Origin of the sequence: Actinomyces bowdenii, assembly GCF_017592395.1 — a bacterium.
In the GTDB taxonomy this organism is placed as follows: Bacteria; Actinomycetota; Actinomycetes; order Actinomycetales; family Actinomycetaceae; genus Actinomyces; species Actinomyces bowdenii.
Genome location: NZ_JAGFOU010000002.1, coordinates 111,808 through 133,329, shown reverse-complemented (window position 1 = coordinate 133,329; position 21,522 = coordinate 111,808). Strand labels below are relative to the sequence as shown.

Genomic DNA, 21,522 nt, shown 5'->3' with positions numbered 1-21,522 from the left:
GATCAGGCCGTCGGACGCGGCGGGCCCGGGCAGTGCCGGCACCGGGGAGGCGCTGACGGGCCCGAGGGGGCCGGAAAGGACGGCTGGGGCAGGGGGATGGAGCATGACTGGCCTTCCCGCCCGGCCGGGCACCGGGCTCGGCAGAAGGCTAGGTCCTGAGCGTGTGACGGCGCCATGACAGAGCATGGCAGAGCGTGGCGGAGGGGGGCCGGCCCGCTGGCCGGGGCCCGTGAGGATGCGCAGCCGGGACGGCGATCAGTGGGGGCCGCGGCGGGCCAGGATCTCGCGGCCCTGGGCCAGCCAGGACTCGGCGCGCGCCAGGCGGCCCTCGGCGTCGGCCCGCCACGGCCCGCCGTCCTCCCGCCGGGCGCCCGCCACCAGGGACAGGACCACTCCGGCGCAGCGGGCGCGCAGGGCCACGGGGTCCACGAGGGCCTCGGCCATCCGGGTCCAGGTCTCCAGGATGGGGCGCAGGCGCGGGTAGGAGGAGGGCGCCAGGTGGTCCAGGACACTGATATGCCCCAGCAGGCAGGCCAGGTCGTCGACCCGGTAGCCCGGCCCCAGGGAGTCCACATCCAGCAGGCAGGTGACCTTCTCCCCCTCCATGAGGATGTTGGCCTCGTAGAAGTCCCCGTGGACGGGGACCAGCGGCCCGGTGTGCGAGCTCTTCATCAGCTGCTCGACGCCGTCGGCCACGGCTCGGGCGCGCACCGCGCTCTGGGGCAGGACGGTGGCGGCGGCATGCGCGTAGTGGCGCGCCCGGTCGGACCAGGCGGGGTGGACGGGCAGCTGGAGGGCGCTGCGGGGCAGGGAGTCCAGCAGGGAGATCAGGCCGTTGAACACCCGCTCGGCCCGGTCGACCTCCATCCCCTGGGACAGCAGGCCGGACAGGACGGCGCCGGAGCCGGCCGAGATGAGCACCAGGCCGTCGGAGTCCTCCCGCAGCACCTCCGGGGCGGGCACGCCCGCAGCGGTGAGCATGCGGTGGCGCTGGGCGAAGCCGGCCGCCTGCGTGGGGCGCAGGACCTTGGCGTAGGCGGTGGTCTTATCCGGGAAGGTGGCGCGCACCACTGCCCGGCGGGTGGGGCGGTAGGCCACCATCGTGGCCTTGATCTGGGTTCCGATGCGGGCCGAGAGCAGCGCCGGGGTGCAGGCCACGGCCAGTCCCGGCAGCTCGGGGTCGGCCGGGTGGCGCCACACATGGACCACTGGCCCGTCGCCCCCCGTGGGCGCCACGCGGGTGAGCCCGGGCGCTCCGGGATTGGACAGGCGGGCGGTGGTCGCGCACAGGTACTCGGTGGTCGAGCGCCCCCCGGAGACGACGACGGCGGTGTAGCCCACGGAGACCCCCGCGCCGGGGCGGTGGTGGACCGAGTGGACCTCCCAGCTGGCCAGTCCCTGACCGGAGGGCGCCAATGCCGCCGAGAGCACAGAGGCGGCGCGGGGCCCGGTGAGCAGGGCGACCTCCTCCGGCTCATGCGTGGCCGACGAGTGGTTCATGCCTCAAGTCTGCCCCACCGTGTGCGCTGAGACCACGACTCGCCGTGGAATCAGTGGCCCCGGGAGGAGGCGCGGCCCGGATCCGCACCGGCCCCAGGGGCTCTGGGCCGCTCCGGGCCACGAGTCCGGCCCGCGGGTCGCGCCGCCGGCGCCGGGGGCCGTTCATGGAACAATCCCCTCCATGCGCGATCTCGCCGCCCTGCCCAAGGCGCACCTGCACCTGCACTTCACGGGGTCCATGCGCCTGGAGACGCTGGTCGAGCTCGCCACCGCCACGCGCACGCGCCTGCCCGCCAGCCTCCTGGACGGGGACCCCCTGCGCGTCCCGGCCGACCGGCGGGGCTGGTTCCGCTTCCAGCGCGCCTACGACACCGCCCGCGCCCTGGTGCGCAGCGAGGAGACCATGCGGCGCCTGGTCCTGGAGGCCGCCATGGACGACGCGGCCGAGGGCTCGCGCCGCCTGGAGATGCAGGTGGATCCCACCAGCTACGCCCCTTTCGTGGGCGGCATCACCCCGGCCCTGGAGATCATCCTGGACGCCGCCGACCAGGCCACCGCCCTCACGGGCGTGGAGGTGGCGGTCATCGTGGCGGCCTCCCGCATGCGCCACCCCCTGGACGGGCGCACCCTGGCCCGCCTCGCGGTGCGCTACGCCGGGGACAGCCCGGGCCGCGTCGTCGGCTTCGGGCTGTCCAATGACGAGCGCGCCGGGCAGACGGCCTCCTGGGGCCCGGCCTTCGCGATCGCCCGCCGCGGCGGGCTGGCCTGCGTGCCCCACGGCGGGGAGCTGCTGGGACCCGAGCATGTGCGCGAGGTGGTCCGCGCCCTGGGCCCCACCCGCCTGGGCCACGGGGTGCGCACCGGCGAGGACCCCGCGCTGCTGGAGGAGGTGGTCGACCGGGGCATCAGCCTGGAGGTGTGCCCCGCCTCCAATGTGGGCCTCGGCGTCTACCCCTGCGCGCAGGAGGTGCCCCTGCCGGCGCTGCTGGCCCACGGGGCGCAGGTGGCCCTGGGCGCCGATGACCCGCTGCTCTTCCAGTCCCGGCTGGTCGACCAGTACGAGATCGCCCGCTCCCTGGGCTGCGACGACGCGGCCCTGGCCGAGCTGGCGCGCGGCTCGATCCGCGCCTCACTGGCCTCACCGCGGTCCAAGCAGCAGTGGCTGGCCCAGGTCGAGGACTGGCTGGCGGGACCCGATCCCGCCTCATCGGCGACCGGGGATGGCGCGCCTGGCGGGGCTCGCGACCGCGGGGATGGGCCCGCAGCCGGCCGCAGGGAGGCCGATCAGCGGGGCTCCGGGCGGCCGGAGGCGCCGAGCCGATGAGGCGCCCCACGCTCAAGGATGTCGCCGAGGCCACGGGGTACTCCGTGTCCACGGTCTCCCGGGCCCTGGCCGGCAGCCCGCAGATCAGCGAGCCCACCCGGCGCCGGGTCGGGGCGGTGGCACGGCGCCTGGGCTATCAGGCCGACCCGATCGGCGCCCTGCTCCGCACCCCGCGCCCCCGCGTGCTGGGGCTGCTGTGCCGCCTGGACCAGGAGCTCCACGTCGTCTACCGCGATCACCTCCTGGCCCAGGCCGAGGCCCACGGCCTGCGGCTGGTCACCGAGAGCGTCGGGCCGCTGCGCGGCGCCGGCGAGGCCATCGACAACCTGCTCCGCCTGCGCTGCCAGACCCTCATCATCATCGACCCGGCGACCGTCGCGCAGGCGGAGCCCGCCCTCCTGGAGGGGGCGGTGACCATCGGCCAGCAGCGGCCCGTGGCCGCCTCGGACCTGGTCACCAGCGACAACTCCGAGGGCATGGCCCAGCTCGTCGACCACCTCAGGGGCCTGGGCCACCGCCGGGCGGTCTACATCGACTCCACCCCCGGCGTCTCCGCCGATGCCAGGCGCCGGGCCTTCCAGGAGGCGGCCGGGAGGGCCGGGCTGGCCTTCCACATCGTGCCGGGCGGGGCAGACGTCGACTCAGGGCTGGCCGCTCTCACGCCGCTGCTGGACCGGGCCGGGCTCCTGCGCCCGGCACCCGGCCGGGAGCCGTGCACGGCGGTGGTCTGCTACAACGACCAGTGCGCCCAGGGGGTGATCATCGCCGCACTGCGCGCCGGGCTGCGGCCGGGGGCGGACCTGTCGGTGGCGGGCGTCGACAACTCCCGGCTGGCGGCCTCAGCGGCCTTCGACCTGACCTCCATCGACCGCAGCCCAGCCGATGTGGCGCGCCTGGCGGTGGAGCTGGCCGGGGCCCGGGTCGAGTCCGAGGCCCGTGAACCGGTGAGCCGAACCGTGGGCACCGCCCTGGTCCCCCGCTCCTCCACCGGCCCGGCGCGCCGCTGAGGACTCCTGCGCCCGGACTACCGGGGGTCGATCATGAGCCGGTGCAGGAGCTGGTCGTGGATGGTCGGGGGCGCCGCGAGCACGGAGCCCTTCCACCGCAGGTCCAGGGGCGTGCCGTCCAGTCGGGTGACGCGCACCCCGAGCTCGGAGCAGATGAGGCCGGCCGCCGCGATGTCCCAGGGCGAGACCCACATGTGCACGAAGGCCCCGGCGCGGCCCGCCGCGACCTCCACGCACTCCAGGGCCGCCGAGCCGTAGCGCCGATGCCCGCGGGACTCCTCCAGGCACCGGGCCAGGCGCGGCAGGGCCCGCATCTCCTTGAGATCGGTGATGAGGACGGCGTCGCGGTAGCCGCGGTCATCGACGACGGGGCTCAGGGGCTCGCCGTCGCAGCACGCGCCGCCCGCGCGCACGGCAGTGTAGCAGCGGCCGGCCACGACATCCATGACCACGCCGAGCACCGGGGCCCCGTCCTCGCACAGGGCCAGGCTGACCGCGTAGTCCCGGTGGGTCTGGACGAAGTTCATCGTCCCGTCGATGGGGTCGAGGACCCACACCCGGCCCTGCCAGGTGTCCACGCCGTGCCCCTCCTCCCCCAGCAGGCCGTAGCCGGTGCCCTTCAGGCGGGCGGCCACGTGCTCCTCGATGCGCCGGTCCACGGCGGTGACCAGGTCGTTGCGGTCCGACTTGGTGCTGACCTCGAGGTCCTGGCCCGGGTGGAGGGCCATGGCGGCGGCCTCCCGGACGACGTCGACCGCCAGGGCCAGGAGCCCGTCGGGATCACTGCGCAGTGCCATGCCGCCCATCATGCCTCCCCGCCCTGGGAGAAGGCGCGGTCACCGCGGATGAGGCGCTCCTCCAGCAGCGCGACGACGATGAGGCAGGCCAGGCCCACCAGGGCCGAGACGATGAGCACCGTGAAGGTCGATCCCCAGCCGTGCAGGGTGTGGCCCAGGATGTGCACGCCGTCCTTGGTGGGGTCGGCGATCCGACCCAGGAGGACCTTGGCCATCGAGTCGCCGAAGACGTACCCGAAGGCCCGGGGCACGGCATTGACCACGACGGTGGCGGTCTTGGGGGCGAAGCCGATGACGCAGATGCCGATGAGCGTCACGGGTCCGAAGATGAGGAAGCCGATGAGGAACAGGGAGACGTAGACCAGGGTCGGGGTGGTGGCCTGGGAGTAGACCCAGATGGGGATGATGACCAGGGCGATGCCGATGGCGGCGGCCAGGGCCCTCCGTCCGCCCATCCTGTCCGAGGCGTAGCCCCACAGCAGGGAGCCGGCCAGGCCGCCGAGCTCCAGGGCGATGGTGGAGTTGACCGCGACGTAGTCGGAGAAGCCCAGGACGTCGTGGGTGTAGAGGACGTTCCAGTTGTCGATGCCGATGCGCACGCAGTAGGCGGCGACATTGGCGATGCACAGGAACCACACGGCGGGGTTCCTCACCACGTAGTCCATGAGGATGCGCCCCTTGGAGATGTCCTCGGTGACGACGTCGGCCTTGGCCTGGGGCTCCTCGAAGATCTCCTCGGGCGTGCTCCAGCCCAGCTCCACCGGATCGTCCTTGCCGAAGAAGTACCCCCAGATGCCGATGGGGATGGCCACGATGGCGGGCACGATGAACATGCCGACGACCGAGCCGTTGAACAGGGTGTTGGCGCCCCACAGGGCCAGCGCGCCGGCGATCATGGCGCCCAGGTTGTGGGAGGAGTTCCACCAGCCGATGAAGCGCCCGCGCAGGCGGCGCGGCGTCCAGCGGTTCATCGTGGAGTTGCAGCACGGCCCCCCGGGTGCCTGGAACAGTCCGTTGAGGGACCACAGGAGGATCATCCACCCGTACGGGCTGCCCCCGGCCGCCAGCACCACCCCGATGAGGATCGAGGTCAGGCCCGAGGCGAGGAGCAGGGCGGCCACGACCCTCTTGGTGTTGCGCCCGTCGATGAAGAAGCCGAGCACCAGGCCGCCGAAGCCGTAGGTCAGGGAGAAGCCGAAGCCGATGGCTCCCAGCTGGGTGGTGGTCAGACCCGCCTGCTCCACGAGGAAGGGCTGGGCCGATTTGAAGTTGGTGCGCAGGAGGTAGAAGCCCCCGTAGGCGATGATGAGGACGGAGTAGGTCTTGAGGAACTCCCAGATCCAGCGCTTGCGCTGGATCTGGAGGGGGATCCGCCCCAGCGGCTTGGCGCTGATCCCGAAAGGACCACTGCTGTTGTTCATGATCCACCTCGTTGTGGTTCAGAAGGGATGGGGGCCGTCCCGGCGGCACGGCCCCGGGACGGCGGTGATGGCGCGCATCACGGTACACAATCGTTTGCATCAGCGCAATCGTTTGCGTTCGGATGGATGCGGCTGTGACGATCCCTGCGGATCGGAGGCGGGGCTCGCGCCCGGCCCCGCCCGCAAAGGGCGGGGCCGCCGGGCGTGGCTCGCGGTGGGCCGGGACCGCCGCCCTACCAGCCCACGTGCACGGGCTCGGGCACCAGGGTCACGCCGTAGCGCTCCCGGACCCCGGCCACGATGGCGTCGCGCAGCGCGGCGATATCCGCGGCCCGGGCCCCGCCGCGGTTGGTCAGCGCCAGGACGTGCTTGGTGGACAGCGAGGCGGGCGTCCGGCCCTGGGAGCCGGCGGCGCCCAGGGAGAAGCCCTTGGGGAATCCCGCCTGGTCGATGAGCCAGGCGGCACTGGTCTTGACCAGCCCCTCGATGACGGGGGCGGCCCGGGTGCCCAGGACCACCTTGGAGTGATCGGCGACGGGGAAGCGGGGGGCCCGCTCGGGCAGGGCGGCGGCCTGCTCCTCGGTGAGGATCGGGTTGGTGAAGAAGGAGCCCGCGGACCAGGTGTCGCGGTCGGCGTCGTCCAGGACCATGCCCTTGGAGCGGCGCAGCTCCAGGACCGCCTCACGCACCCGCACGGCCGGGACACGGTCCCCGAGCCCGACGCCGAGGGCCTCGGCGAGCTGGCTGTAGGCGATGGGCGCCGACAGGGAGGCCTGGCGCACATGGAAGCCGACCTCCAGGACCACCCAGCGGCCGGTGGGGCCCCACAGGCGCCCGCCGCCGACCTCGGCGTCGGTCAAGGAGCGCTTGAGGTCGGAGTCCCGGTAGGACAGGTGCAGGCTGCCCAGGGGCAGGTGGACGCTGCGGCCGGTCAGCCGGTCCCAGGCCCGCACGAAGGCCAGGAGCTCGGAGACCTCGGCGCCATAGGCGCCGATGTTCTGCACCGGGGCGGCGCCCACGGTGCCGGGGATGCCGGACAGGGGGGCGAAGCCCGCCCAGTGGGAGGCGATGGCCCGGCGCACCAGGTCGTCCCAGGTGGTGCCCGCCGTCGCGGTGAGCTCAACGCCTCCGCAGGCGCTGTCGGAGTCGGTCCGCACCTCCTGACGGGCATCGCGCACGACGAGGCCCTCGAAGCCCGCATCGGAGGCCAGGATGTTGGAGCCCCCTCCGATGACCAGCAGGGGGGTGCCCGCCTCGTCGGCGCTCCGCACGGCGTCGATGAGCTCAGCCTCGGTGGCGGCCTCCACGTACTCGCCGATGGGCCCGCCCACGCGCAGGGTCGTCATCTCGGCCAGGGTGGTGGGCGCCGGGCCCCCCAGCGGCCGGGCCAGGGCGCTGACCGGGGCGGGCCAGGCCTCCTGCTCACCGCCATCCGCGGCGCTCAACGGCATCAGGCACGCATCCGCGCTGTCGGGCACCGGGCCGGCGGACTCGTCGCGGGCTGCGCGGCTGGGCTGTGTCATAGGGCTCTCCTCGGGCATCGGGCGCTGCTGAATGGTGACGGTCACGGGGATGGGGGCGCCGGCGACTCGGCCGCGCCCCGCGGGACGAGGGCGCCCGGGGCCCGGCGCTGCTGGCGCACCGCGGGCACGCAGACGCACAGGGCCCCGTCCTGCGCGGACGAGGCCCTCGCCGATCACGGGCGCGTGATCGTCACTTCTTGTTGCGACGCTGGTGGCGGGTCTTGCGAAGCAGCTTGCGGTGCTTCTTCTTGGCCATGCGCTTGCGGCGCTTCTTGATCACGGATCCCATGAGATCTCCTTGCAGTTCGCTGGTCGTGCCCACCGGGTCCGCCGGGGCCGGGGATCGACCGGCGGGCGCCTTGGGGCGATTGGTCGGCGCGTGACGACTCACAGCCGACCACACGGGTGACCGGGCGAGTCTAGCGGGTCCTAGGACCCCGATGCCTCCGACTTCTCGTGGCCCCAATCACCAAGCCCGGCGGCCAGGTACTCCTGGACGGCCCTCTCCGGGACCCGGAAGGAGCGCCCGACCTGCATCGCGGGCAGGTCGCCGGAGTGCACCATGCGGTAGACGGTCATCTTCGAGACGCGCAGCATCCCGGCCACCTCGGCAACGGTGAGGAAGGAGGGGGCGCCGGAGGCGCTGGAGGATGAGGGCAGACCCGGTGCCATGACTCTTGAGTCCCATCGTCGAGGGCGCCCACTGGGGGCAGGAACACAGCCAATATATCCCGAGCCGGCAGCGCGGCACAGGGTTTCGCACTCACATCAATCACGCGCGTCGCATCTCACACTGGGGCAACCAAGGCAACCACAGCCACGAGCGGCACTGGAGCACCAGGAGCCCCGGCCTCATCGCGGTGGCGCGCTCGGGGCGGCACCGCCCCCACCGGCGCGCTGAGATGACCGGGGGCGGCCAGTCGGCAACAATGGCCGGTGTGCCCCAGGAACCCGACGCGCCCCGCAGCACCAGGGCGGGACGGAGCTCTCAGCAGCCCTCCGTGCTGCGCGAGCTGCTGAGCCGGCTGCGCCGGCTCGTCTCGCTCAAGCGAGTCGCCCAGGCCGCCCGCTTCACCCCCTCGCGCCTGGCCGTCGCCGTCTTCGCCGGGATCATCGCCGTGGTCACGGGCCTGCTGAGCCTGCCGGTGGCCACCGCCTCCGGGCAGAGGGCCGAGCTCGTCGACGCCCTGTTCACAGCGACCTCCGCCGTCTGCGTCACCGGACTGACCACGGTGGACACCGCGACCTACTGGTCGCCCTTCGGCCAGGCCGTCATCATCCTGGGGGCCGCGGTGGGCGGCCTGGGGATCATGACCATCGCCTCCCTGCTCTCCCTGGTGGTCTCCCGCCACGTGGGCCTGACCCAGCGGATGCTGGCGGCCCAGGAGAACCAGTCGCGCCTGGGGGATGTGGCCTCCCTGCTGCGCGCGGTCATCTACACCTCGGTGGGGTGCCAGCTGGTGCTCATGGTCGCGCTGCTGCCGCGCTTCCTCATCAGCGGCCTGGATCCGGGCCATGCGCTGTGGTACTCGCTGTTCATGGCCCTGTCCATCTTCAACAATGCGGGATTCGTGGTCATGCCCGAGGGACTGGCCCCCTACGCCTCGGACTGGTGGATGGGCCTGCCCATCGTCCTGGGCACCATCGTGGGCGCGGTGGGCTTCCCCGTCATCCTCGACGTGGCCGGCCACCGGCGCAGGCCCCGGGCCTGGAGCCTGCACACCAAGATCACCCTGACCACCTACCTCAGCCTCAGCCTCGTCTCAGCGGTCGCCATCGCGGCCCTGGAGTGGGGCAATGCGCGCACCTACGGGTCCCTGCCCACCAGCGGCAAGCTGCTGACGGCCCTGGTCAACGGGGTCAATGCCCGCTCCTCAGGGCTGTCCCTCATCGCCCCCGAGCACATGCACGAGACCACCTGGCTGCTCCAGGACGTCCTCATGTTCGTGGGCGGGGGCACCGCCTCGACCGCCGGGGGCATCAAGGTCACCACCTTCGCCGTGCTGGTCCTGGCGATCCTGGCCGAGGCCCGGGGCGATGAGGACATCGAGGCCTTCGGCCGCCGGATCCCGCCCTCGACCGTGAGGGTGAGCGTGGCGGTCGCCTTCATCGGCGTGTCCATCATCGGCATCGCCACCCTGGTGCTGCTCCAGATCACCCACCTGACCCTGGACCGGGTCCTGTTCGAGGTGATCTCCGCCTTCGCCACCGTGGGGCTGTCCACGGGCATCACCCCGATCCTGCCCGAGAGCGCGAAGTACGTCATGGTGGCGCTCATGTTCGTCGGGCGCGTGGGCACCATGACCGCCGCCTCGGCACTGGCCCTGCGCGACCGCCGGCGAGTCATCCGCATGCCCGAGGAGAGCCCGCTCATCGGCTGAGGCCCACTGGCACCCGGACGGCGCAGAGGGCTACCGTGTACCCGACCGGGCCCAGCCGGGCCCGGCCGGGCGCGGACGCCCCGGCCGGATCCATGCATGGCTGCCACCACCGCCACCGCGAGGACGCCGCGAACCCATGCCAGACCGCTCCGCCCACAACGACTCCACCCTCGTCATCGGCCTGGGCCGCTTCGGCTCGGCCGTGGCCGCCACCCTGGACCGCCTGGGCCGCGAGGTCCTGGCCGTGGAGACCAATCCCGCCACCGTGCGCCAGTGGACCGGGCGCATCCCCCTGGTCGAGGCCGACGCCACCGACGCCGAGGCCCTGGAGCAGCTGGGCGCCACCGACTTCGGCACCGCCGTGGTCGGCGTGGCCACCTCGCTGGAGGCCTCCGTGCTCATCACCGGCAACCTCGTGGACCTGGGGACCCCGCAGATCTGGGCCAAGGCCATCTCCCGGGCCCACGGGCGCATCCTGCGGCGCATCGGCGCCCAGCACGTCGTCTACCCGGAGTTCGACGCCGGCCAGCGCGCCGCCCACCTGGTCTCGGGGCGGATGCTGGACTACATCGAGATGGAGAAGGGCGGCTTCACCATCGTCAAGATGCGCCCGCGCTCGGAGCTGCACGGCTTCACCATCGGCCAGTCCAAGATCCGCTCGCGCTACGGGGTGACGGTGGTGGGCCTCATGAGCCCCGGCGAGCCCTTCGAGTACGCCACCCCGGACACGCTCATCGCCCCCGATGACATCCTGGTGGTCGGGGGCGACGCCGCCCTGCTGGAGCGCTTCGCCAACCGGGCCTGACCCGGGCCGCCGAGCCCGGCAGCCTCCGCTCGTGCCGCCCTCCCGCGGCCTCGCCGTCGATCCGGGGCCCAGAGGCGCGGGCTCGACGGCGAGGGCCGGGACGGAGGATGCCGGGGCGAATGCCGCCTACAGCAGGCCCCGGAAGGAGTAGCGCAGCTCCAGGCGCCCCGCGGGCAGGCGGAACTCGGGGTGGGGCCGGGCGCCCCAGGAGTCGTCCCCGGCCACACCGCGCCGCATGAGGGCGGGGCGGATGACGGTGCGCTCCGAGGGCGGCAACTCGAAGGCGTGAGCGGCATTCTCCACCTCGTAGGGCGTCCAGGGCAGGGCCGACAGCTCCATGGGCGCACCCGGCTCGCACTCGAAGCGCAGGCCCAGGCCCCGCCGTCCGCGCACCTCCGCCCAGCGCACCCCGGTGCGGTTGCCGGACTCCTGGGGCTTGAGGTAGGCGGTCAGCTGCTCAGCGACATCGGCCCGGTAGACGCCCAGGCGGACGCCCCCACGGCGGTCGACGTAGCACTCCTGAGGCCCCTCGCCGTACCAGGTCAGGCGGTCCAGGGAGCCGGGCACCTCGAAGAGCGTGGAGAACTCGGGCAGCTCGGGCACCTCGCCCGCGGGCCGGAGCACCTGGAGGACCTCCACCGTCCCGTCGGCCAGCACCCGGTAGGACATCGAGCAGGTGGAGCCGGGCAGGCCCGCCAGTTCGTAGTCGAAGGCGACCGTGACCGCTGAGCCGTCTGCCTCCTCCTGGACCCTGGGCAGGTCCTGGCCCCCCGCGGGCCGGGAGTAGCGGCTGGCGAGGAGCCAGGGGCCCTCGTGGAAGGGCCCGCTGTAGCCCCGCTCATTGGCGGTGGGCGCGTGCCAGAAGCAGGGGCGCACCACCGAGCGCAGCAGCTCATTGCCGCCATCGGGGGTCATGCCGTAGCGGTAGGAGCTCAGGCCCCCGGCGAGCCGGGAGAAGAGCGCCTCGAAGTGCTCGCCCCGCACCCCGATGTTGTGCCCTCCCCGGATGAGCTCGGGGGCGCGGGCCGACACCTGCCACAGGGCGCCGCCGGAGGCCGATGGCGCCGCGGCAGCGCCGTCCGCCGCCTCGCCGCTCCCGGCGGCCGGCCCCGCCTGCCGGCCACGGGTCAGCACGCGCTGATCCCAGGCGATTTCATGGCCCGCCGGCGCCCACGTGGTGGCCCGGCGCAGGTGGAAGGAGACCGTCAGGGCGTACTCCCCCGCCTCCTGCGGCAGGCTCAGCGGCAGCGGGTAGGACCGGGACTGCCCGGGCGGCACGTCGGTGTCCACCACGGCCCGCTCCAGCAGGATCCCCTCGCGCTCGAGGCGGACCACGCACTCGAAGGCTCCTGATCCGGTGAACAGGTGGCGGTTGGCCACCGTGAAGCCCTCCTCGCCCACCTCGGTGAGCAGAGGGCGGTACAGATGGGCGACCTCGGCCACCTTGGGCGAGGGGGTGCGGTCGGCGAAGAGGATCCCGTTGCCGCAGAAGTCGCCGTCATGCGGCGCCTCCCCGCAGTCCCCGCCGTAGCCGAGGTAGGTGCGCCCGCTGGAGCTGCGCAGCTCGATGGCCTGGTCGGCGAAGTCCCAGATGAAGCCGCCCTGGAAGCGGGGCTCGCGCTCGGCCAGGTCCAGGTAGCGGTCCACCGCGCCCAGGGAGTTGCCCATGGCGTGGGCGAACTCGCACAGGATGAAGGGCTTGGCGTCCTGGGCCCCCGGCGTCCCCCCGGCCGGGCCGGGCCGCTCCGCCGGGGCGGTGCGGTTGCGGATCTGCTCCTCGACCTCGGCGGCCGGGGTGTACATCTGGCTGATGACGTCGGAGGTCTGCGGGTAGCGCTGATCCCAGTGGATGCCCTCGTAGTGCACGGGCCTGGTGTCCAGGCTGCGCAGCAGGTCGGCCATGTCGCGCAGGTTGGTGCCGCCGTAGGACTCGTTCCCGCAGGACCACATGATGATCGAGGGGTGGTTCTTGTCGCGCTCGTACATGGAGCGGGCCCGGTCCAGGACGGCCCCGCGCCACTGCGGGAGGTCTCCCGGGACCGAGGAGGACACCGGCTCCCCGTCGCGCTCGATGAGATCCCATACCCCGTGCGTCTCCAGATTCGCCTCGTCGATGACGTAGAAGCCGTAGCGGTCGCACAGCTCGTAGAAGAAGGTGCTGTTGGGGTAGTGGGAGGTGCGGATGGCATTGACATTGGCGCGCTTGAGGGCCACCAGGTCGGCCTCGGTGGTCTCGCGGCCGACGACGCGGCCCTGGAGCCCGAACTCGTGGCGGTTGACGCCCTTGAGGACGACGCGCCTGCCGTTGACCTTGAGGATCCCGTCCTCGATGGCCACGCCGCGGATGCCCACGCGGTGGGGGACGGCCTCGACCAGGGCGCCCTCCTCATCGAGCACCTCGATGAGGAGGGAGTACAGGTGGGGATCCTCGCTGCTCCACAGGTAGGGGCCGGGCACGGTGATGCTCAGAGCACCGCGGCCCTCCTGGACCTCCTCGGCCGCCCCTGCCCCCGGGGCCGCCGCGCCCGCAGGGCCCAGCTCCCCGACGCCGTCGAGCACGGCTCGCACGCGGCCGCGGCCGCGCAGCCGGTAGTCCAGGCGCACGACGGCGGCGCCCAGGTCCGGGCTCAGCTCGGTGCGCACCCGCAGGTCCTCCAGGTGCACGGCGGGCAGGCGGCGCAGCAGCACGGAGCGGAAGAGACCGGAGAACCGGTAGAAGTCCTGATCCTCCAACCAGGATGCGGCGGACCACTTGAAGACCCGCAGGGCCAGGCGGTTGCGCCCCCGGCGGGCGGTGCTGGTCAGGTCGAACTCGGCGGGGGTGAAGGAGTCCGTGGAGTAGCCGATGTACTGCCCGTTGAACCAGACGGCCACGGCGCTCTCGGCGCCCTCCAGGCGCAGGATGAGGCGCTCGCCCTCGGGCAGCGCGCCCAGGTCGATGTCCTTGACGTAGCTGGCCACCGGGTTGTAGCCGGTGGGGGCCTGGCCGGGGGCCAGGGCCTCATGCCCGTCCCAGGGGTACTGGGTGTTGACGTACTGGGGGCGGTCGTAGCCGTGGAGCTGGATGTGGGCGGGCACGGGGATGTCGTCCCAGTGGCTCACATCGACGTCGTCGGCCCAGAACCCCTCCACCGCCAGGGCGGGGCTCTTGGCGCAGCTGAGCTTCCACACCCCGTCCAGACTGATCTGGAAGCTGGAGCCGCCCAGGCGGGCCTCGTCCCAGTCGGCGTACCACAGGTGGTCGGAGTGGGTCGGGAGCCGGTTCTCGGCGAAGAACCCGGGGTCGTGGAGCCGGGCGGGGTCGAAGCCGGGCCCCGCGGCCGCCGGCGCCCCGGCGTCCTGCGGCGCTGACGGCGCTGAGGGGGACGGCTGCTCCACTGGTGTCATCCGGCTCATTTCAGCGCCCCCATGATCCCGTTGGCGAAGGAGCGCTGAAGGGCGAGGAAGACGACCATCGCGGGCAGGGAGGCCAGGAGCACGGCGAGCATGAGCACCCCGTAGTTGGTGACGTATCCGGCGGAGAGGTTGGAGATGAGCAGGGGCATGGTCTGGACATCGCTGTCCACCAGGATGATGCGCGGCCACAGGAAGTTGTTCCAAGCGGTCATGAAGGTCACCACGGCTGCGGCGGCATAGGTGGACTTCATGGTGGGCACGTAGATGCGCAGGAAGATCCCCACCTCGCTCAGGCCGTCCAGGCGCGCCGCCTCCAGGACCTCATGGGGGAAGGAGCGCGAGGCCTGGCGGAAGAGCAGGATGAGGAAGGGGGTGGAGACCGCGGGGACCACCACCGCCCACAGGGAGTTGACCATCCCCAGGCCCGCGAAGAGGCGGAACAGGGGGATCATCGTGGCGGCGAAGGGGATCATCATGGCCAGCAGCAGCACCGCCATCACAGCGTCCTTGGCCTTGGAGTGGTAGATCTCGAAGCCGTAGCCCGCCAGGGAGCACACCAGCAGGGCCAGGACGGTGGTCGCCAGGGCGATGGCCGCCGAGTAGCCCAGGGCGGGCCCGAGGCTGGTGGTGCTCGCCAGGGACCTGAGGTTGTCCATGAGGTGGCTGCCGGGCAGCAGGCGGGAGGCCAGGACGTCGTTGCTGGTGTTGGTCGCCGAGACCACCATGAAGAAGAGGGGGAAGACGGAGACCACCGAGCAGATGGTCAGGAACACGTAGATCGCTGCGCGGCGAAGTCGGGCGCTCAGACGCGTGAGCAGCAGGACTGCTCGCGCGCGCCTGCTCCTGGCGGGGCCTGGCGCGGCGGGCGCGGCGGGCGTGGTCGTGGCGGGCATGGCTGTGGCGGGCATGGTTGTTGTCCTGGGCTCAGGCATCGCGCTTGTCACCGACCTTCATCTGGATGAGCGCGAGGACCGCGACGAGGATGAGGATCACATAGGAGATGGCCGAGGCGTAGCCGATGTTGGGGCTCTTGAGGAAGGAGAGCTCGTAGAGGTAGTGGGACATGGTCTTCGTGGCATTCCCCGGACCTCCCAGGGTGAGGTTCCATGACTCGTCGAAGAGCTGGAGGGTGCCGTTGGTCGACATGATGGCTGTCAGCAGGATCATGGGCTTGAGCTGGGGGACGATGACGTACCAGAAGGTCTTCCACGCGCCCGCGCCGTCGATGCGGGCCGCCTCGATGGTGGCGTAGTCGATGTTCTGCAGGCCTGCCAGGAAGAACACCATGTTGTAGCCGGTCCACCGCCACAGCAGTCCCAGGATGATGACGATGCGGGCCGTGCCGGCCTGGCCCAGCCAGTTGATGGGGCTGTCGATGAGATGCAGGCCCAGCAGCATGTCGTTGACGAAGCCGTCCGTGGCGAAGATGGTGCGGAACACCAGGGAGTAGGAGACCAGGGAGACCGCGCAGGGCAGGAAGATCGCTGTGCGCCACAGGCCCTTGAAGCGCAGGTGGGGGTCGTTGAGGATGACCGCCAGCACCAGGGCCAGGGCCAGCATGATGGGCACCTGGATCAGCAGGTAGAGGAAGGTGCTCCTGACGGTCTCCAGGAAGCGCTCGTCGGACAGGAGGCGCGAGTAATTGGACCACAGGGGCTCGGCATACCGCAGGCGCGTGCCCTTGCCTGTCTGCAAGGACAGCAGGAAGGCCTGGAGCATGGGGTAGAAGCTCATCAGCACGATGAGCAGGGCGGCGGGCAGGAGGAAGGCCCAGCCGGTCAGGCTGCGGCGCCTCTCCGATGTCATCGCGCGGGAGGCGGATGCGGCAGCGGGCGCCTTCACGCCTGGGCGCTGCACCCCCTTCGACAGCTTCAACGATCCTGAGGATCCTGACAACACGAGCAACCTACTTTCTTCTCACCACTGCGGACCTGGGAGCCCTCGCCCCCGGGGCGGGGCTGGTGTCCGTGGCGGCCGGCGCCGGCCGCCGCGGACACCAGCCCTGCGCGCGGAGGGCCGAGTCACATCAGCTCGTCCCGCGGCCTCAGCCCATCGCGAACTCGACGGTCTCCTGGGCCTCGGCCATCGCCGTGGCCGGGTCCTTGCCGCCGACGATCTCGGTCAGGGCCGCTGAGACGGCGTCGCGCGCCTCGTAGTGGTAGACCCCCACGTGCACCGCGGGCACCTTGGTGCCGTACTCGACGACGTCGGCGTAGACGGCCTGGCCGCCGTAGAACTCCAGCGGCTCCTGGTAGACCTTGGACTCCCCGGCGGGGATCCAGTTGGCGATGGCACCGGAGGAGGGCAGGATCGTGTCATAGAACTCGGTGGAGCCCGCGAAGGTGGACTTCAGGAAATCGGCCGCCAGCTCGTAGTCGGCGTTGGCGGAGATGACCCAGGACGAGCCGCCGTTGGCGGTGTAGTTGGTGGCGCCGTCGACCCCGTCCAGGGAGGGGATGTTGGTGACCATCCAGTTCCCGGACTGATCCTTGGCCTCCTGGATGGAGCCGGAGATCCAGATGCCGTTGAGGACCCCGGCGACCTGTCCGCTGGTGAAGCTCTTGATGTACTCCTCGTCGGCATTGACCTCGAGGAAGACCTTGGAGTCGACCATCTCCTTGTAGATCTCGGCGCCCTTGAGCAGGGCCTTGTTGTCCTTGATGTTGACGGTGCCGTCCTCGTTGAACATGCTGGCACCCGCCGACTGCACCATCATCATGATGAGATCGGAGGCCCCGGCCCGCCCCGAGAGCATCGACTTGCCGGTCTTGTCCAGCACCGTCTTGCCCAGCTCGATGAACTTGCTCCAGGTGATGCCGGTGAAGTCCTTGATGCTCAGCCCGGCCTGCTCCAGCAGGTCGGTGCGCAGCGCCAGCACGGCGGTGCCGGAGTCGAAGGGCAGGGCGTAGTGGACCTTGTCCTCGACGGAGAAGTTGACCACCGACTCGGGGAACTGGGAGAAGTCGATCCCCGAGCCCTCCAGGTCGGAGAACACATCCGGGTAGTTGGTGATGTTCTTCTGCGCCGCCATGTTCTGCATGAGGAAGATGTCGGGCAGCTGGTCGATCTTCTGGCTCTGGGCCAGGGTGGTGATCTTCTGCTGGATGTCATCCCAGGACATCTCCACGATGTTGAGGCTGAAGTCCGGGTGGTCCTTCTTGTAGATCTTCTCCGCCTCCTTCATCGCGTAGATGTTGAAGTTGGGGTCCCAGGTCCACACGGTCAGGGTGTTGCCGTCCTTGCCCGACGAGCCCTGGGACCCCCCGGAGCCGCCGCAGGCGGCGAGGCCGGCCGCGGCGGCGGCCGCCAGGGAGCCGGCGAGGATGGAACGGCGTGAGAGCAGCATCGACATGGTGGTCTCCTCCTTGAGGTGATGCCGAGGAGTGCGCGCGTACGCCGATGTACCCGCGCTCCTTCATGGTGGGTTGGTGAAGACCCCGGAGCCGGGGACGCGCATCGTGGGCCTGAGGGGCCTCAGGGCAGCCCTGCCCTGACGGCGCCATCGGGATGCTGACGTGGGGTGCGTCATCCTGCTCGAAGGGAGCTTCTTATCTGCATAAAGTACCACCCGCTTCATCGCCTGGCGATCGCCGGCTGAAGTTTCGTGGTGATGTTCACGCTAACACACCAAGGAGACTGCAGCAAACTCGGGATCGTGGCTCCGGGCCGGCTCAGTCCTCCTCGTACAGGCGCAGCCGGAACTCGTGGGACTGGCCGGCCTCCAGCAGGATGAGGTCGCGCCCGGAGTTGAAGGCGTCCGGCGGGCAGGTCATGGGCTCCACCGCCACCCCGGCGCGGCCCAGGTGCTCGGCGGTGTAGAGCTGGAGCCAGGGCGACTGGGCCTCCAGGACAACGGCGCCCTCGCCGTCGCCCCCGCGCAGCCGCACCTGCCAGGTCCCCTCGGGCAGACCCAGGTAGGCATTGTCGGTGGAGGTCGGGCCCACCAGCCGGCCCTCGCGCCAGTCCCAGTCGGTTCCCTCCACGCCGCGCTCCCCTGCGGGGGCCAGGGTCACGGGATCGGTCTCCAGGACGCGCCGGCCCGGAGCGCTCAGGTGGCACTGGTCGATGGGGACCGAGCGGGTGAGGTAGGGATGGTAGGAGACGCCGTAGGGGGCGGGCAGCGCGCCATCCCGCCCCTGAGGGGCTCCCGGGGTGGCCGGGGCGGGGCGGGCGGCGCCCAGGCTCGTCGTGGTGATGCTCAGGCGCAGGCCCTCGCGGGCATCCAGGGTGAAGCGCACCCGGATCCCCAGGGTCCACGGGTAGCCGTAGGAGGCGGGCAGGGTCAGGACCAGGATGAGCTCATCGCCGGTGCGCCGGGCCACCTGGAAGTCGCTCCATCCCACCAGGCCGTGGAGGGCCGCGCCGGTCTCGGGCTCATTGCAGGCCAGCAGGTACCGGGTGCCGCCGTAGGTGTAGCGGGCCCCGGCCACGCGGTTGGGCCAGGGGACCAGGGCCTTGCCCTGCCAGCCGCCGGGCAGGGCGGCCTGCGCGTCGAAGGGCAGGACGAGATCGCGCCCCGAGCGCCGCAGGTGGACCAGGGTGGCCCCGCAGGTGGCGATGCGGGCCCGGTACGGCCCCGCCTCCAGGTCGATGAGCCGGCCGTTGATGCCGGCCTGCGGCTCATCAGCGGCCTCCACGGCGCCTGCGGTATCCGCAGTGATCGCGGTACCGCCGCCGCTCGCGACGGGCTGGGACGATGGCCAGGTGCGCATGTGGGACATGTAGGTAGGGTCCTTCTCAGGGGCCCGCCTGCGGGCCCTCGGTCTGCCGTTGATCGGGGGTCCGCAAGGCGCGGCGGACGGTCGCGTGCCGGCCCGGGCGCCCGTGCAGCCCTCCGATGCGCTGCACGGGCCCGGCCGAGCCACCTCATCCTACAGCCATCCCCGACCCGCTCGACCCCCGCCGGCCCCTCCGCCCCGCCCGCCGCCGGGCCCATTGACGGGCACCGGGTTCACGACGCCCCGATCTGGGCCTCCTTGGCCGCTGACGCCGTCAGTGCCTCGGCGGCCACGGCCTCCAGGCCGCGGCCGATGCCCGCCGCCGCGTAGGCGCCCACGAGCCCCTCGATGAAGGGCGCCGCGCTGATCCGCGTGCGCGCCGCCACCGGCGCATCCAGCTGCTCCAGCGCCGCCTCGGCGCTCATGATGGCGCTGCCCAGGTCGGCCAGGACCAGTACTGCGGTGCCGCCCCGGGCCACCCGGGTGATGGCAGCCGCGACGGCGGATCCGTCAGTGCCCAGGCCGCCGTCGGGAAGTCCCGCGGCGATCTCGACGACGACGTCGAGGCCGGCGACCAGGCCGGTGGCCAGATCGGCAGCCGCCTGCGCCAGGGCCCGTGAGTGCGAGACCAGGACGATGCCCACCTCGGCAGGCGCCGCCGTCGTGCCGGAGGCCTGTGCCCGCGTCGCGGGCTCCGCCGGTGCCGCGGCGGGGGCGGCCGCCTCCCGGCCTGCGGAGCCCTGCGGGCAGGCGCCGCCCTCCTCGGGGCCGGGGACAGGGGCGGGCGCGCCCTGGGCGGCGGGGCCGGCATCGCCGTCGGCGGCGCCACCGCCCGCGACGACCCGGGCCAGGGCCTGGAGGATGAGGGCCGTGGAGGCCGCCCCGGGGTCGATGTGGCCCACGGAGCGCTCGGCCAGGTAGGAGGCCCGCCCCTTGGTGGCGATCATCGCCTCGGTGGCCCGGCGGCCCTGCTCGGCCGCCCGGGCGGCCGCAGCGGTGCCGGCCGCCAGGTCCTCGGGATGGGCGCCGAGGGCCTCCAGGGCGGGGCTCCACGCATCGAGCATGGTCTTCTCCCCCGTGGTGGCCCGCCCGCGCGCGGCAATACCCTCCACGCCCGCGGACACCGCCCGCACCAGTCCCCGGGCGTCCAAGGCGCTGGCCGTCCCCGCGGCCGCCCCCATGCGCATGAAGAAGGTGCCGTACAGGGGGCCCGAGGCTCCCCCGACCGTGGAGACCAGGGTCATGCCCGCCTTCTTCAGCAGCGCTCCGATGGTCTCGAAGCTGCCCGCCTCCAGGACCGCCTCGACCGCGCTGAGCCCCCGCTTCATATTGGCGCCGTGGTCGGCGTCCCCGATGGCGGCGTCCAGGGCGGTCAGCTCCTCGGCATGGGCGCTCACCAGGGCGGAGCACTCGTGCAGCCAGGCCCGCAGCTCGGCGGGCCCCAGCTCCTCGACGCCCGGCGCCCGGCTCATGCCCCCCACCTCAGCCCGGGGGTGAGAACCGGGGCGTCCCACAGGCGCAGCATCTCGGCGTCGGCGCGCAGCAGTGTCAGGGAGCAGCCGGCCATGTCCAGGCTGGTGATGTAGTTGCCCACCAGCGAGCGCTCCACCGTGACCCCCGCGGCCCCGAGCTGCTCGGCGACGTGGCCGTGCATGAGGTAGAGCTCGAGCAGCGGCGTGGCCCCCATGCCGTTGAGCATGGCGATGACGCCGTGGCCGTCCTCGCCCTCGGGCAGCTCGGCCAGGATGGGCTCGATGAGCTGGGCGGCGATCCGCTCGGCCGGCGCGATCCGCTCGCGGTGGCGGCCGGGCTCGCCGTGGATGCCGATGCCGATCTCCATCTCGTCCTCGGGAAGGTCGAAGGAGGGCTTGCCATTGGCGGGCACGGTGCAGGAGGTCAGGGCCATGCCCATGGAGCGGCCCGCGGCGTTGACGCGCGAGGCGATCTCGGCGACCTCGGCCAGGCCGCGCCCCTCCTCGGCGGCGGCCCCGGCGATCTTCTCCACCATGACCGTGATCCCCACCCCGCGGCGGCCCGCGGTGTACAGGGAGTCCTCCACGGCGACGTCGTCGTTGGTCACCACGGTGGCCACCTCGATACCGGACTCCATGTCCACGATCTCGGCGGCCATCTCGAAGTTCATGACATCGCCGGTGTAGTTCTTGACGATGTGCAGCACGCCGGCGCCCCGGTCCACGGCGGTGGTGGCAGCCACGATCTGGTCGGGGACCGGCGAGGTGAAGACCTCCCCGGCGCAGGCGGCATCCAGCATGCCCGTGCCCACGAAGCCGCCGTGGAGGGGCTCGTGGCCGCTGCCGCCGCCGGAGATGATGGCGACCTTGCCCCCGTCCTTGGGGGTGCGGCGGTAGATGATGCGGTTGTCCAGGTCGACGGCGAGCTGATGGGGGTGGGCCGCGGCCATCCCCGCCAGTGCGTCCGCGACCACGGTGTCGGCGGAATCGATGAGCTTCTTCATGGGGACGACGCTACCGGCCCGGGGCGGCGCCCGCCACAGGGGCGTGACGGCGATCCGCGAGCCACGGCAGGCGCAAAGGCCCCGAGAATCCGCGGGCAGCACGGCCCTGCCCCGGCCCCGAGATGATTCAGGACTGCTTCAGGATTCCCTCAGATTCTTCTGCTTTCGGAATCC

17 protein-coding genes and 1 pseudogene are annotated in these 21,522 nt (G+C 72.2%); 4 read left to right on the top strand and 14 right to left on the bottom strand.

Going from position 1 to position 21,522, the window contains the following annotated elements:
- Positions 1-255: 255 nt before the first annotated feature.
- Positions 256-1,500, bottom strand: a complete 1,245-nt coding sequence (locus J5X07_RS01705) for a phosphotransferase (protein WP_208478454.1) — start codon at positions 1,498-1,500, stop codon at positions 256-258.
- Between the two features lie 181 nt (positions 1,501-1,681).
- On the opposite strand from J5X07_RS01705, the gene J5X07_RS01700 reads away from it, so the two are divergent.
- Together J5X07_RS01700 and J5X07_RS01695 are read left to right on the top strand one after the other, a co-directional pair.
- On the top strand, positions 1,682-2,824 hold the full coding sequence (locus J5X07_RS01700; RefSeq protein WP_124932695.1) for an adenosine deaminase: 1,143 nt from the start codon (positions 1,682-1,684) through the stop codon (positions 2,822-2,824).
- Complete coding sequence (locus tag J5X07_RS01695) at positions 2,821-3,831, top strand: LacI family DNA-binding transcriptional regulator (protein WP_124932696.1); 1,011 nt, start codon at positions 2,821-2,823, stop codon at positions 3,829-3,831. The genes J5X07_RS01700 and J5X07_RS01695 overlap by 4 nt, the downstream gene beginning before the upstream one ends.
- Before the next feature lie 17 nt (positions 3,832-3,848).
- On the opposite strand, the gene J5X07_RS01690 is transcribed toward J5X07_RS01695, so the two are convergent.
- The 5 genes from J5X07_RS01690 to J5X07_RS01670 all read right to left on the bottom strand — a co-directional run bounded on the left by J5X07_RS01690 (position 3,849) and on the right by J5X07_RS01670 (position 8,244).
- Complete coding sequence (locus J5X07_RS01690) at positions 3,849-4,628, bottom strand: inositol monophosphatase family protein (RefSeq protein ID WP_208478453.1); 780 nt, start codon at positions 4,626-4,628, stop codon at positions 3,849-3,851.
- An 8-nt stretch (positions 4,629-4,636) separates the two neighbouring features.
- Positions 4,637-6,049 (bottom strand): hexose-6-phosphate:phosphate antiporter, encoded by a 1,413-nt coding sequence (gene uhpT, locus J5X07_RS01685; protein ID WP_208478452.1) that lies wholly within the window; start codon positions 6,047-6,049, stop codon positions 4,637-4,639.
- A gap of 233 nt (positions 6,050-6,282) precedes the next feature.
- A complete protein-coding gene (locus J5X07_RS01680; protein ID WP_424924072.1) occupies positions 6,283-7,500 on the bottom strand; it encodes a UDP-N-acetylmuramate dehydrogenase in 1,218 nt (405 codons plus the stop codon).
- Positions 7,501-7,762: 262 nt separating this feature from the next.
- Entirely contained in the window at positions 7,763-7,861 is a 99-nt protein-coding gene (locus tag J5X07_RS01675; protein WP_003792170.1) for a 30S ribosomal protein bS22, read from the bottom strand.
- Between the two features lie 140 nt (positions 7,862-8,001).
- Entirely contained in the window at positions 8,002-8,244 is a 243-nt protein-coding gene (locus J5X07_RS01670) for a helix-turn-helix domain-containing protein (RefSeq protein WP_124932699.1), read from the bottom strand.
- Between the two features lie 257 nt (positions 8,245-8,501).
- Here J5X07_RS01670 and J5X07_RS01665 point away from each other — a divergent pair, with 257 nt between their 5' ends.
- Both J5X07_RS01665 and J5X07_RS01660 read left to right on the top strand, forming a co-directional pair.
- Positions 8,502-9,953 carry a TrkH family potassium uptake protein gene (locus J5X07_RS01665; RefSeq protein WP_424924069.1) on the top strand — a complete coding sequence of 484 codons (1,452 nt, stop codon included), beginning with the start codon at positions 8,502-8,504 and terminating at the stop codon, positions 9,951-9,953.
- 136 nt (positions 9,954-10,089) lie between these two features.
- Positions 10,090-10,758, top strand: coding sequence for a potassium channel family protein (locus tag J5X07_RS01660; RefSeq protein WP_124932701.1), 669 nt, complete (start codon positions 10,090-10,092; stop codon positions 10,756-10,758).
- A gap of 126 nt (positions 10,759-10,884) precedes the next feature.
- Here the strand turns inward: J5X07_RS01660 and lacZ are convergent, their stop codons facing one another.
- The 8 genes and pseudogenes from lacZ to dhaK form a co-directional block, all read right to left on the bottom strand.
- Entirely contained in the window at positions 10,885-14,145 is a 3,261-nt protein-coding gene (lacZ, locus tag J5X07_RS01655; RefSeq protein WP_208478449.1) for a beta-galactosidase, LacZ type, read from the bottom strand.
- Between the two features lie 5 nt (positions 14,146-14,150).
- Positions 14,151-15,062 (bottom strand): carbohydrate ABC transporter permease, encoded by a 912-nt coding sequence (locus tag J5X07_RS01650; RefSeq protein WP_243896270.1) that lies wholly within the window; start codon positions 15,060-15,062, stop codon positions 14,151-14,153.
- A gap of 16 nt (positions 15,063-15,078) precedes the next feature.
- Complete coding sequence (locus J5X07_RS01645) at positions 15,079-15,960, bottom strand: carbohydrate ABC transporter permease (protein WP_124932703.1); 882 nt, start codon at positions 15,958-15,960, stop codon at positions 15,079-15,081.
- A gap of 238 nt (positions 15,961-16,198) precedes the next feature.
- Complete coding sequence (locus tag J5X07_RS01640; protein ID WP_243896269.1) at positions 16,199-17,506, bottom strand: ABC transporter substrate-binding protein; 1,308 nt, start codon at positions 17,504-17,506, stop codon at positions 16,199-16,201.
- A 319-nt stretch (positions 17,507-17,825) separates the two neighbouring features.
- Positions 17,826-18,875, bottom strand: a complete 1,050-nt coding sequence (locus J5X07_RS01635; protein ID WP_243896267.1) for an aldose epimerase family protein — start codon at positions 18,873-18,875, stop codon at positions 17,826-17,828.
- 230 nt (positions 18,876-19,105) lie between these two features.
- Positions 19,106-19,516, bottom strand: a complete 411-nt coding sequence (gene dhaM, locus J5X07_RS01630; protein ID WP_208478478.1) for a dihydroxyacetone kinase phosphoryl donor subunit DhaM — start codon at positions 19,514-19,516, stop codon at positions 19,106-19,108.
- A gap of 186 nt (positions 19,517-19,702) precedes the next feature.
- Positions 19,703-20,344, bottom strand: a pseudogene (dhaL, locus tag J5X07_RS01625) (dihydroxyacetone kinase subunit DhaL); the annotation flags it as partial.
- Complete coding sequence (dhaK, locus tag J5X07_RS01620) at positions 20,341-21,348, bottom strand: dihydroxyacetone kinase subunit DhaK (RefSeq protein WP_124932705.1); 1,008 nt, start codon at positions 21,346-21,348, stop codon at positions 20,341-20,343. The gene dhaK and the pseudogene dhaL, both read right to left, overlap by 4 nt.
- Between the last annotated feature and the right edge of the window lie 174 nt (positions 21,349-21,522).

Excerpts from the sequence above, each read along its gene's own strand:
- J5X07_RS01705 (WP_208478454.1), bottom strand. The coding sequence starts at position 1,500 with ATGAACCACTCGTCGGCCACGCATGAGCCGGAGGAGGTCGCCCTGCTC.
- J5X07_RS01700 (WP_124932695.1), top strand. The coding sequence starts at position 1,682 with ATGCGCGATCTCGCCGCCCTGCCCAAGGCGCACCTGCACCTGCACTTC.
- J5X07_RS01695 (WP_124932696.1), top strand. The coding sequence starts at position 2,821 with ATGAGGCGCCCCACGCTCAAGGATGTCGCCGAGGCCACGGGGTACTCC.
- J5X07_RS01690 (WP_208478453.1), bottom strand. The coding sequence starts at position 4,628 with ATGGCACTGCGCAGTGATCCCGACGGGCTCCTGGCCCTGGCGGTCGAC.
- uhpT (WP_208478452.1), bottom strand. The coding sequence starts at position 6,049 with ATGAACAACAGCAGTGGTCCTTTCGGGATCAGCGCCAAGCCGCTGGGG.
- J5X07_RS01680 (WP_424924072.1), bottom strand. The coding sequence starts at position 7,500 with ATGCCGTTGAGCGCCGCGGATGGCGGTGAGCAGGAGGCCTGGCCCGCC.
- J5X07_RS01675 (WP_003792170.1), bottom strand. The coding sequence starts at position 7,861 with ATGGGATCCGTGATCAAGAAGCGCCGCAAGCGCATGGCCAAGAAGAAG.
- J5X07_RS01670 (WP_124932699.1), bottom strand. The coding sequence starts at position 8,244 with ATGGCACCGGGTCTGCCCTCATCCTCCAGCGCCTCCGGCGCCCCCTCC.
- J5X07_RS01665 (WP_424924069.1), top strand. The coding sequence starts at position 8,502 with ATGGCCGGTGTGCCCCAGGAACCCGACGCGCCCCGCAGCACCAGGGCG.
- J5X07_RS01660 (WP_124932701.1), top strand. The coding sequence starts at position 10,090 with ATGCCAGACCGCTCCGCCCACAACGACTCCACCCTCGTCATCGGCCTG.
- lacZ (WP_208478449.1), bottom strand. The coding sequence starts at position 14,145 with ATGACACCAGTGGAGCAGCCGTCCCCCTCAGCGCCGTCAGCGCCGCAG.
- J5X07_RS01650 (WP_243896270.1), bottom strand. The coding sequence starts at position 15,062 with ATGCCCGCCACAGCCATGCCCGCCACGACCACGCCCGCCGCGCCCGCC.
- J5X07_RS01645 (WP_124932703.1), bottom strand. The coding sequence starts at position 15,960 with ATGACATCGGAGAGGCGCCGCAGCCTGACCGGCTGGGCCTTCCTCCTG.
- J5X07_RS01640 (WP_243896269.1), bottom strand. The coding sequence starts at position 17,506 with ATGTCGATGCTGCTCTCACGCCGTTCCATCCTCGCCGGCTCCCTGGCG.
- J5X07_RS01635 (WP_243896267.1), bottom strand. The coding sequence starts at position 18,875 with ATGTCCCACATGCGCACCTGGCCATCGTCCCAGCCCGTCGCGAGCGGC.
- dhaK (WP_124932705.1), bottom strand. The coding sequence starts at position 21,348 with ATGAAGAAGCTCATCGATTCCGCCGACACCGTGGTCGCGGACGCACTG.